Consider the following 10,398-nt stretch of genomic DNA (forward strand, 5'->3'; position numbering starts at 1 on the left):
CCGTCCGGCCGATCTCACCTTTCCAGCAGCCCCAGCCCGACCAGGACGTACGCCAGCGTGCGCCGGTCGCCACCGGCGGTCACCGACCAGTCCGCGTCGAACGAGAGCCGCACCTGCCGGTGCGCGTCGAGCCGGACGGGCAGCACGAGCTCGGTCAGCCCCGCCCCGACGTCGGCCTTCGCGACCGGGACGCCGTCGACGGACACCGTGACGCTGCCGTACTCGGTGGCGTCGTCCGGCAGGTAGGTCTTCAGTTCGAACACCTCGACCGGCGCGGTGGTCAGCACGGGGAACTCGACCGAGGGCGCCGCCCAGTCGTCGTGGGCGATGCCGTTCATCCGGCCGGTCACGATCCCCGCGCCGCCCACCAGCCGTTCGCCGTTGCCGCCGCCGGGCCGGAACGAGACGCGGCCGGCCGGGTCGACGACCCGGGTGTCGCGCACCGACCGCTCCGGCGTGCGGTTGCCGTACACGCGCAACGGCTGCGGCGTGGGGTGGAAGAGCGCGGTCAGCCGGGTGCCGGTGACGAGCCCGAGGTCGAGCAGGCTGTCGTCGAGCACGCCGAGCTCGTCGATCAGGGCGACGTGCGCGGGGTCGGCCAGGTCGAAGTTGTGGCCGTAGATGCGGTCGACGAACGGGTCGATCACGTTGCCGTAGGGCAGGAACAGGCTCGGGTGCAGGAAGTCGAGCAGCACCGGCAGGACGTCCTGCGCCCGGATGCCCTCGAAGCCGTCCGCGGCGCAGTCGACGTCGGTGAACTGCTCGTCGATCTCTCCGGTCAGCGCGTTGCGGCGCAGCTGCGGCGGCAGCGTCGCCCAGATCCGGTCGACGACCTCGTGCGCCTCGGGCCACCGGCGGTGCCCGTTGCGGCCGATCATGTCGTGCACGACCAGCACACCGTCGGCGGCCAGGCTGTCCTTGATCTGCGTGTAGAGGTGTTCCAGGTCGAGGACGTGGTGCAGCGCCTGGAACCCGACGACGACGTCGTGGCCGGCGTCGGCGCGCCAGGTGTTGAAGTCCGCGGTGATCAGCTCGACGCGGTCGGCCACGCCCTGCTCGCGGGCCGACGCCTCGGCGCGGGCCTGCATTTCGGGGTTCAGTTCGAGCAGCCGCAGCCGGACGTTGTCCAGCCCTTCGGCGGCCAGGCCGCGCAGCCAGCCCAGCTCCTGGTCGCCGTTGCCGCTGCCCAGCGACAGCACCACGGCGTCGCGGGACAGCTGCCGCGCGCGGTCGGCGATCTGCCCGACGATCAGCTCGTCGAGGCCCGGGACGCCGAGCGCTTCGAGCTTCGGGCGCACGTGCCGGTTCGACCACCGGTGGGCCGACGGCGGCAGGTTGCCGTGGATCTCCTCCTGGCCGGCGAAGGTCTCGCGCTCCCTGGCCAGCCGCTGGTCGTAACCCGGCCCTCGCATCGCTTGTCCCCTCGCGTTCACCCGTTCGAGGCCGCTCGGCACCGGCCCGGCGCTAGGATACGGCTGTGTCGTTCCGTCCCCCGTCGCAGTCGCCCACCGATGCGGGCCTGCCGAGGACGCCGGAGTCGTTCCTCCCCAAGGAGCACAACCTCTACCGGCCGCGGCACAGCAAGCGCCAGCGCACGGCCCTGGCCTGCGCGGCCTTCTTCTTCGTGACGCCGTTGTTCCTTTCGGCGGTCGGCGTGCACCCCGCGGCCTTCGAAAACCGGCCGCTGCGCGAGTTCCCGAGCCTCTCCGAGGGCTGGGGCTTCTTCACCGGCCTGTCCGGCTGGGCGACCGACCACCTGCCGCTGCGGCAGGCCGGCGTCCAGGCCGCCGACGCCGTCGGCACCGGCCTGTTCGGCGACCCGCCCGGCTCCGGCCAGGGCACGAACCACAACGGCGGCACGGTCGGCGTCGACCAGGGGAAACCCGACAACGGCGACGTCCCGGGGTACGTCTACCCCACCGTGCTGCCGGGCAAGGACAACTGGCTGTACCTCGGCGAGGACGTCAACGCGCGGTGCCGTCCGGTGATGGACACCGACCACGTCGTCGCCGCGCTCCGGAAGCTGCGGGCCGCCGTGGAGAAGTCCGGCCGCAAGTTCCAGCTGGTCATCGCGCCGGACAAGTACAGCGAAGAGCCGTCCCACCTGCCGGACACCTACGTCGGCAAGCCGTGCGCGCAGGCGCGGACCGCCGAGTTCTGGAACCGCGTGCCGCGCGAGACCGGCGCGATCGACCTGCGGCCGGCGCTCGCCGACGCCGAAAAGCGCGTCGGGCACCCGCTGTACGACCGCAACGACACGCACTGGTCGTTCGACGGCGGCCTGGTCATGACGTACGCGCTGGGCGCGTCGATCGCGCCCGGCAGCACCACCGGCTGGCAGGCCGCGCCGAACGGCGTCCGGCCGTGGCCCGCGGACCTGGCCCGGGTGCTGGGCCGAAATGAACAGCGGCAGCTGACCACGTACAGCCTTTCGACCGACGGCACCGCGGACCGCACGCGCTACATCGCCAGCGACTTCAAGAGCCCGCTGCGCCTGACCCAGCCCGACGGCGCCACACCGGCCGGTTCGATCGCCCCCAACATGGCGGTCGTGGCCGACTCGTTCACCCAGTTCGCCAGCCCGTTCCTGGCCGCGACCTGCCAGGACGTCACCATCGTGCACGCCGAGACCGTCGCGCAGAGCACCGCACCGGAAATGACGAGCCTGTTCGCCGACCGCGACATCGTCACCTTCGAGCTGGTCGAACGCAGCGTGATCGGCGGATCGTCGGCGCTGCTGCGCGACCAGACCATCGACCAGCTGGGCCAGGTGCTGGCGGCGCACCCCCGCTGACCCGCGGCGCGGCATCCGCCACGCGGAGGTAACGACGGGGTGGTGGGCGACGAACAGGTGAGCGCACCCGTGCACAATGACTCCGTGCGGCCACGCTCCGCGTGAGCAGCACCCACAAAGCGATATACCCAAGGGGGTACCGGGGTGACCTGGCAGGAAGAGCTGCGCAGGCTTGACGAGGAGCTCGCGGCCGGAAACCTGACGGCCGACGAATACCGGGCGCGGCGTGACCGGGTGCTGTCCATGGCCGTCTCGACCGGTGACCCGAACCAGGCCCAGGCCCCGGTCCAGCCCGCGCCGCCGCAGGCGGCGAGCACCGCCGCCGACACGCAGATCATCCCCCCGGTGTCGCCCCCCGGGCAGCCGGACCAGCAGGCGAACTCGGCCGAGGCGACGCAGGTCGTCTCCGCGGCCGACGCCGGCGGCGGAGAGCGGACCCAGGTCGTCCCGCAGTGGCAGCAGCAGCAGCAGCAGGCGTCGCCTTCGGGCGGGTTCCCGCAGCCGATGATGCAGCAGCCGCCGCCCCCGTACGCCCAGCACTCCCCGGCCGGCGGGTTCGCCCAGCCGATGCAGCAGCAGCAGAGCCCGTGGGGCGCGCCGCAGCAGGACGTCAGCCCGCCGTGGGGCGGCTCGGAGTTCCCGCCGCTGGCGCCGCCGTCGAACAACGCGGACTGGATCAGCCAGGGCCCGGAGAGCTTCCAGACGCAGCCGTCGTCGGGCAAGGGCAAGAAGATCGCCTTCGCCGTGGTCGCGGCGCTCGTCGTGGTGGGCCTCGGCTTCGGCGTCTGGGCGCTGTTCATCAAGGACGGCGGCGGCTCGACGCCGCCGGTGGCGCAGAGCTCGAGCCCGCAGCCGCCGCCCGCGCCGACCGTCAAGCCGCTCCCGGAGCCGCCCGCGGCGAAGCCGGAACCGGGCGACAACTCCTCGGCCCTGGTCACCCCGGCCGGCACCACCCGCGCCGGCGGCGGCGAGTTCGATCTGGACAAGCTGCAGTCGGCCAAGTACCTGCCGGCCACGGTCATCGAGAAGCTCAAGCAGAGCGGCATGACCGAGGGCCTGCTCAAGACGACCAAGGACGGCGACGTCACGCTGGGCCTGTTCGCGCTGGAGCTGCCGAACGCGCAGGCCGCCGCCGCGGTGGCGGCCGAGTACGGCAACGCCGAGCAGGAAGGCGGCCTGACCGTCAACCGCAACCTGTCCCTCCACGGGGTCCAGGTGTTCTCGGCGGCGGACAGCAGCCAGCAGGTGTACCGCGCGGTCTACGTGCTCTACAGCCGGGTCATCATCATCGACTCGTTCGGCCCGTCGAAGGACGCGACGCTCAGCTCGTTCAAGACGCTGCTGACCGCCCAGGTCCAGAAGGCACCGCCGACGGAGCGCACGAACAACTGACCCTTCTGGGTGACTCTTCGCCGTGTCGGTGAACGTCGTCCCTCTCCCGGACGCCCTATGGGCAGAGCATCGGCCGGGAGAGGAGGCGCCGTGATCTGGATCGGCCTGGTCGGTGTCCTCGCCGTGGTGTTCCTGGTGCGCGCAGTCCGCGTGGTGCGCCGGGTCAGGCGGGGCGACGCGGTGTGACCAGCCCGGACTCGTAGGCCAGCACCACCAGCTGGGCGCGGTCGCGGGCGCCGATCTTCGTCATGATGCGGCTGACGTGCGTGCGCGCGGTCGCCGTGGAGATCACCAGGTGGGCGGCGATTTCGTCGTTGGACAGGCCACCCGCCACCAGGCCCAGCACCTCACGCTCGCGGTCGGTGATCTCGCGGACGGCGCTCGTGTCGATTCGCCGGTGCTCCGGGCGCCCGACGAACTCCTGGATCAGCCGGCGGGTGACCGTGGGCGCGAGCAGCGCCTCGCCGTTCGCGACGACCCGCAGCGCGCGCAGCAGCTCGACCGGCTCGGTGTCCTTCAGCAGGAACCCGCTGGCGCCCGCGCGCAGCGCCTCGTAGACGTACTCGTCGACGTCGAACGTGGTCAGGACCAGCACCTTCGTCCCGGCGAGGTCCGGGTCGGCGGTGATCCGCCGGGTCGCTTCGAGGCCGTCGACACCGGGCATCCGGACGTCCATCACGACGATGTCCGGCCGGTGCTCGACCGCGCCGGCGACCGCCTGCTCGCCGTCGCCGGCTTCGCCGACGACCTCGAAGCCGTCTTCGGTCTCCAGCAGCACGCGGAACCCGGCGCGGACCAGGACCTGGTCGTCGGCCAGCAGGACGCGGATCATGCTTCTCCCTCGATCGGTAACTCGACGCGGACCTCGAAACCGCCCTCGACCGGTCCGGCGGTGTACCGGCCGCCGAGGGCCGCGGCGCGTTCGCCCATGCCGCGCAGGCCGTGGCCCGGCGTCGGCTGTGCGGTGCCGCGGCCGTCGTCGCGCACCCGGAGCGTGAAGGCGCCGGGCCGGCGTTCGAACCGGACGTCGACGGTTTCCGGCTGGTCGGCGTGCCGGACGACGTTGGTCAGCGACTCCTGCAGGATCCGGTAGGCGGCGGCGTCGACCGGGGCCGGGAGGGCGCCGGGGTCGCCGTGGACGTCGACCGTGAGCCCGGCGTCCCGGGCGTGGTCCAGCAGCTCACGTGCCTGGGCGAGGCTCGGCGCGGGCGCCTTGTCCTCCCCGGACCGCAGCACGGCCAGGGTCGCGCGCAGGTCGTTGAGCGCGGACGCGCTGGCCGCCTTGATGTTGAGCAGCGCTTCCTTCGCCTGTTCGGGCCGCCGGTCGGCGACGTGCGCGGCCACGCCGGCCTGGACGTTGATCATCGCGAGGCTGTGCGCGACGACGTCGTGGACCTCGCGGGCGATCCGCAGGCGTTCCCGCTCGGCGAGCCGGTGCCGGTGCTCGTCGGCCTGGCCGCGGCGGGCGGCGAGCGCGTCCAGCTGGTACCGGACGGCGGCGCCGACGCCGATCACCGCGACCAGCCAGACGACGAGGAACCCGGCGCCGACCGCCAGCGCGAACGACCCCGACGTCACGATGTGGGCCAGGTAGAGGACGGCGAGCGCGGCGGCGCCGGTGCTCCCGGCGGTGAGCGGCCCGCGCTGCCGGGTGAGCAGGAACAACGCGATCGTCGGCACGACGATGATCGGGCCGCCGGGCAGCCCCGAGGCGTAGTAGCCGAACGCGGACGCCGTCGCGACCAGGAAGGTCGTGAGCGGGAAGCGGTGGACGGTCAGCAGCGTCAGCCCGGTGGCGACCAGCCAGACGCCCGCGAGCGGCGACATCGCCGCGGCGCCGGGCTGCCACCGCGAGGCCCCGCTCGTCGCCCCGAGCACGAACCCGGTGACGACGACGGTGCGCACCACGCGCCCCACCCACGGTTGCCATTCCATGCCGCGGAAACTACCGGTCACGACCGGGACGCGCGTCCGTTCCGGAGCGGGCTCGCGGCGTACGTCGTCAGTCGAACACGAGCGGCAGCTTCGCCGCGGTCTCCGCGTCGGCCGGGGTGTAGGTCGACATGGTGATCTCCGACCGGCGGCCGTAGTAGAGGTAGGTGAAGTTGAACTGCAGCAGCCCGACGTCCGGGTGCAGGTACCGCTTGGTGCGGATCGGCTCGGAGTTGACGTCGTGGTGCGGCCACAGCTCGGCGAACAGCGGCGACTCCGCCTTGAGGCGCTTCACGAGCTGCTTCCACGCGGGCTCGGCGACGTGGTCGGCCATCGCCGCGCGGAAGGAGGCGATGACCCGCGGGATGTTCGTCTCCCAGTCGAGCATGCGCTTGCGCCACTCGGGGTTGAGCAGGCACTGGACCAGGGTGTTCCGGTCGGCGAACGGGATCGCGCCGACGTCGCCCATCAGCCAGGTGTAGCCGCGGTTGTAGCCGAGCAGGTCGCAGCGGGCGTTGCGGATCGCCACCGGGTACGGCTCCAGCTTCTTCAGCATGAGCTCCATCGCCGGCGTGATGACCTGGCAGTCCTTCTCACGCTCCGGCTCGGGCGCCCCGGCCAGCCGGAAGAGGTGGACGTGCTCGTGCGGGTCGAGCCGCAGGGTGCGGGCGATGGCCTGCAGCACCTGCTCCGACGCGTTGATGTCGCGGCCCTGCTCGAGCCAGGTGTACCAGGTGACCCCGACCCCGGCGAGCTGCGCGACCTCTTCGCGGCGCAGCCCCGGCGTCCGGCGGCGGCCGGCGATCGGCAGGCCGACCTGCTCGGGCGTGATCCGCTCGCGGCGGCTGCGCAGGAACCTCGCCAGCTCCTGGCGGCGGAGGCCGGATTCGACGGCGGTGGTCATGGTGCCAGGATGGCACGCTCGCCAAACTGGTACCAGGTATTGGCCGGTACCTGGATAAACAACAACTGGTACCAGTTTCCCGGCGGGTCGATCGTAGTACTCATGACCACGACTTCTCCCGCACCGACCTCGGCCGGTGTCCAATTCCGGCCGGGCCTGACCCCCGCCGGCCTGGTCACGGTGCTGCTGGGGGCCGCACTGCCGATCATCGACTTCTTCATCGTCAACGTCGCCCTCCCGACGATCGACGCCGACCTCCACGCGTCCACGGCCACCCTGGAACTGGTGGTCGCGGCCTACGGCATCGCGTACGCGGTCCTGCTGGTGGTCGGCGGCCGCCTCGGCGACTCGTTCGGACGGCGGCGGCTGTTCGTCGCGGGCCTCTGGCTGTTCACGTTGACGTCCCTGGCCTGCGGAATCGCTCCGACGGCCGGCACGCTGGTGGTGGCCCGCGCCGCGCAGGGGGCGGCGTCGGCCCTGCTGCTGCCCCAGGTGCTGTCGATCATCCAGGCGGCGACGTCGGGCGAAAAGCGGTCTCGCGCGCTGGGCCTGTTCGGCGCGACGGGCGGCATTTCGACGGTGGTCGGCCAGCTCCTCGGCGGCGGCTTGGTGGCGGCGGACCTGTGGGGCACGGGCTGGCGGCCGATCTTCCTGGTGAACGTCCCGATCGGCCTGGTGGTGCTGGTCATGGCCCGCCGCCTGCCGGAGAGCCGCGCGCACAACCCCCTGGGCGTCGACCGCCTCGGAACGGCGTTGCTGGCGGCGACGCTGCTGTCGTTGCTGGTCCCCCTGATGGAGGGCCGGGCACTGGGCTGGCCGCTGTGGACGATCGCCTTGCTGATCGTGTCGCCGTTTTCCGCGGCCGCTTTCGTGCACGTCGAGCGGCGTTTGGAGCGGCTCGGCGGAACGCCGCTGCTGCCACCGTCGGTGATGCGCCTGCCGAGTGTGCGACGCGGGCTGCTGGTGGGCGTCCCGTTCTTCGCGGCCTTCGGTTCGTTCATGTTCGTGTTCGCGATGACCCTGCAGGAGGGCCTGCACTTCGGCCCGCTGGGCGCGGGCGGCGCGCTGACCCCGCTGGCGGTTGCGTACTTCACGGTGTCGATGCTGAGCAGCCGCCTGGTGGCGAGGTACGGCCAGAAGGTGGTCCCGGTGGGCGGCGCGATCACGGCGGTGGGCATGGTGGCGCTGCTGTGCACGACGCTGTCGACGTGGCCGCACGTGACGATTCTCGAGCTGGCCCCGTCGATGGTGGCGATCGGCGTGGGGAACGCGCTCGCGATGACGACGTTGTTCCGGATCGTGCTGTCCCACGTGCCGACGGACCTGGCCGGAGTGGGGTCAGGGGTGATGACGACCAATCAGCAGACGTCGCTGGCCCTGGGCGTGGCGACGTTGGGGAGTCTTTACGCGGCGCTTTCGGGTTCGGTGGGTCCGCGGGAGGCGTTCGCGCTGGTGATCGGCGTGGTGGCGGTACTGGCGATGATCGTCGCAATCACCGGGCGGCGGTTGCCGGACCCCCGGGTGTGACGGCGGAGAGGAAGGCGAACCAGGCGGCCGGCGGCACCTCGAGTGCCCCGGCCGCCGGGGCTTTCGAGTCGCGGGTGGCGACGGTCCGCAGCTGCCCGGCATCGCACGGCGCCCGCCGGATCACCGACTCGTCGATCACCGCGCGCAGTTCCAGCTCGTAGGCCCGCGACGGCGATCCCGACCAGCGGGAGGACCAGCGCCGCCGTGATCGGGAGCGGATCGTCCGGCAGGAGGCGCGGCTCGTTCCCCGGCGACCCTGGCCGCCGGAAAAACCCGAAGTTCACCCGTCGGAAAAGTGGCGCGCGGAGCGACGATGAGGGTGTGACGGAACCTCGGGTACGACCGGACCCGGCCTTCGCGCTGCTCGGGCTGTACGAGACGGCCCTGCCGGAGGTCTACGGGTACCTGCTGTCCCGGTGCGGCGACCGCACGGTCGCCGAGGAGCTGACGTCCGAGACGTTCCTCGGGGCGGTTGCCGCCTGTCGCAAGGAGTACGCACCTCCAGTGAGCACCGGGTGGCTGATCGGCGTCGCCCGGCACAAGCTCGCCGACCACTGGCGGCGCAGAGAACGCGAGGAACGCGGCCTGCGGCTCGTGCACGACAGCGAACCGGACGTCGAGGACCCGTGGGACGAGCGGCTCGACGCCCTGCGCGCGAGACAGGTGCTCGAATCGCTCGGGCCGCACCACCGGGCCGCGCTGACCCTGCGGTACGTCGACGGGCTCGGCGTTCCCGAGGTCGCCGGCCACCTGGGGCGCAGCGTGCACGCCACCGAGGCGTTGCTCGTCCGGGCCCGCGCCGCGTTCCGGCGCGCCTACGAGGAGAAGGAGGGTCGCGATGCCTGAGCCTTTCGACGCGCTTCGCCGGCCCTCGCAGCGGGTCGCCCCCGACCCGGACTTCGCCGCCGAACTACGCGACGACCTGCGTCGCCTGATCTTGAACGGAGCCGATGTGACGACCACTTCCGAGGCGCCCGCGGTCACCGCATCCCTGCGGTCCCTGACGCCGTACCTCGTGGTGACGGACGGCCGCGCGGCCCTCGACTTCTACGTCGAGGTGTTCGGCGCGGTCCGCCGCGGCGACCCGATCGTCATGGACGACGGCCGGATCGGCCACGCCGAGCTGGCCGTCGGCGACAGCGTGCTGATGCTGGCCGAGGAGTACCCCGAACTCGGGCACGTCGTGGCCCCCGAAGGCGGCCCGCTGGTGCGGATCGAGGTGCCCGACCCACGGGCACTGGCCCAGCGCGCGGTCGAACTCGGCGCGGCCCTGCTGCGGCCGGTCGAAGACCGCGGCTACGGCCTCGCCGGCACGATCAAGGACCCGTTCGGCCAGCGCTGGCTGCTCGCGCAGGCCCCCTCCCCGGCCGCGGGCCCGAAGCCCGCCCGGCACGGGGAAGCCATGTACTTCACGTTCCAGGTCCCGCAGTCCGAGCCGGCGAAGACGTTCTACGGCGCGGTGCTGGGCTGGCAGTTCTCCCCGGGCTCGACGGCGGACGCCTGGCAGTTCGCGGGCCCGGGCCTCGAGGGCGGCTTGTGGGCCGGCGACCGCCAGGTGGGCTGGAAGCTGATGTACGCGGTCGACAACCTCGAGGCGGCGCTGGTGCGGGTGCGGGAGCAGGGAGGCCGGGCCGGGGAGGTCGAGAACCACCCGTACGGGAACACCGCCGACTGCACGGACAACCAGGGCATCGAGTTCTGGCTGTGGGAGAAGCCCGCCGCGAAGTGACCTTCCGCCAACCTGCCTGCGGCCCTGTCTGGCTCACCTCTCAAGCCCCCACCCTCTCCGGGGGGTGTCCCTATGTGGTTGTCAAGCCGCAGAGGCGGTGGGAGCGGGTTCGGGGTGGCG

General features: G+C 72.3%; 10 protein-coding genes. 5 read left to right on the top strand and 5 right to left on the bottom strand.

The features are described from left to right. Positions 1-14 precede the first annotated feature (14 nt). Positions 15-1,412, bottom strand: a complete 1,398-nt coding sequence (locus C2L59_RS41960; protein WP_103355156.1) for a cyclopropane-fatty-acyl-phospholipid synthase family protein — start codon at positions 1,410-1,412, stop codon at positions 15-17. A gap of 65 nt (positions 1,413-1,477) precedes the next feature. Between C2L59_RS41960 and C2L59_RS41965 the strand changes: the two genes are divergently transcribed. Continuing rightward, positions 1,478-2,794, top strand: a complete 1,317-nt coding sequence (locus C2L59_RS41965; RefSeq protein WP_233223993.1) for a hypothetical protein — start codon at positions 1,478-1,480, stop codon at positions 2,792-2,794. 144 nt (positions 2,795-2,938) lie between these two features. Further along, positions 2,939-4,186 carry a flagellar basal body-associated protein FliL gene (locus C2L59_RS41970; RefSeq protein WP_103355157.1) on the top strand — a complete coding sequence of 416 codons (1,248 nt, stop codon included), beginning with the start codon at positions 2,939-2,941 and terminating at the stop codon, positions 4,184-4,186. Between the two features lie 163 nt (positions 4,187-4,349). Here C2L59_RS41970 and C2L59_RS41975 read toward each other — a convergent pair whose 3' ends face one another. The 3 genes from C2L59_RS41975 to C2L59_RS41985 form a co-directional block, all read right to left on the bottom strand. Further along, positions 4,350-5,018: a response regulator transcription factor gene (locus C2L59_RS41975; RefSeq protein ID WP_103355158.1), complete on the bottom strand. Its 669-nt coding sequence runs from the start codon at positions 5,016-5,018 to the stop codon at positions 4,350-4,352. Further along, the gene (locus C2L59_RS41980; protein WP_199199639.1) at positions 5,015-6,121 is read right to left on the bottom strand and encodes a sensor histidine kinase; all 1,107 of its coding nucleotides are present in this window, start codon (positions 6,119-6,121) and stop codon (positions 5,015-5,017) included. The genes C2L59_RS41975 and C2L59_RS41980 overlap by 4 nt, the downstream gene beginning before the upstream one ends. 67 nt (positions 6,122-6,188) lie before the next feature. Continuing rightward, positions 6,189-7,022, bottom strand: coding sequence for a helix-turn-helix transcriptional regulator (locus C2L59_RS41985; RefSeq protein WP_103355160.1), 834 nt, complete (start codon positions 7,020-7,022; stop codon positions 6,189-6,191). 102 nt (positions 7,023-7,124) lie between these two features. Here C2L59_RS41985 and C2L59_RS41990 point away from each other — a divergent pair, with 102 nt between their 5' ends. Then, positions 7,125-8,549 (top strand): MFS transporter, encoded by a 1,425-nt coding sequence (locus C2L59_RS41990; protein ID WP_103355161.1) that lies wholly within the window; start codon positions 7,125-7,127, stop codon positions 8,547-8,549. Here the strand turns inward: C2L59_RS41990 and C2L59_RS48370 are convergent. Beyond that, on the bottom strand, positions 8,515-8,688 hold the full coding sequence (locus C2L59_RS48370; RefSeq protein WP_370444828.1) for a DUF397 domain-containing protein: 174 nt from the start codon (positions 8,686-8,688) through the stop codon (positions 8,515-8,517). The two genes, C2L59_RS41990 and C2L59_RS48370, sit on opposite strands and share 35 nt — an antisense overlap. Positions 8,689-8,870: 182 nt before the next feature. On the opposite strand from C2L59_RS48370, the gene C2L59_RS42000 reads away from it, so the two are divergent. Together C2L59_RS42000 and C2L59_RS42005 are read left to right on the top strand one after the other, a co-directional pair. Next, complete coding sequence (locus C2L59_RS42000; protein ID WP_103355162.1) at positions 8,871-9,395, top strand: RNA polymerase sigma factor; 525 nt, start codon at positions 8,871-8,873, stop codon at positions 9,393-9,395. Beyond that, positions 9,388-10,278, top strand: a complete 891-nt coding sequence (locus C2L59_RS42005; protein ID WP_103355163.1) for a VOC family protein — start codon at positions 9,388-9,390, stop codon at positions 10,276-10,278. The genes C2L59_RS42000 and C2L59_RS42005 overlap by 8 nt, the downstream gene beginning before the upstream one ends. Positions 10,279-10,398 lie beyond the last annotated feature (120 nt).

Source organism: Amycolatopsis sp. CA-128772, from assembly GCF_002904295.1.
In the GTDB taxonomy this organism is placed as follows: domain Bacteria; phylum Actinomycetota; class Actinomycetes; order Mycobacteriales; family Pseudonocardiaceae; genus Amycolatopsis.

Coding starts and splice junctions, on each gene's coding strand:
- C2L59_RS41980 (WP_199199639.1), bottom strand. CDS start 6,121: ATGGAATGGCAACCGTGGGTGGGGCGCGTGGTGCGCACCGTCGTCGTC.
- C2L59_RS41990 (WP_103355161.1), top strand. CDS start 7,125: ATGACCACGACTTCTCCCGCACCGACCTCGGCCGGTGTCCAATTCCGG.
- C2L59_RS41985 (WP_103355160.1), bottom strand. CDS start 7,022: ATGACCACCGCCGTCGAATCCGGCCTCCGCCGCCAGGAGCTGGCGAGG.
- C2L59_RS41960 (WP_103355156.1), bottom strand. CDS start 1,412: ATGCGAGGGCCGGGTTACGACCAGCGGCTGGCCAGGGAGCGCGAGACC.
- C2L59_RS42005 (WP_103355163.1), top strand. CDS start 9,388: ATGCCTGAGCCTTTCGACGCGCTTCGCCGGCCCTCGCAGCGGGTCGCC.
- C2L59_RS41975 (WP_103355158.1), bottom strand. CDS start 5,018: ATGATCCGCGTCCTGCTGGCCGACGACCAGGTCCTGGTCCGCGCCGGG.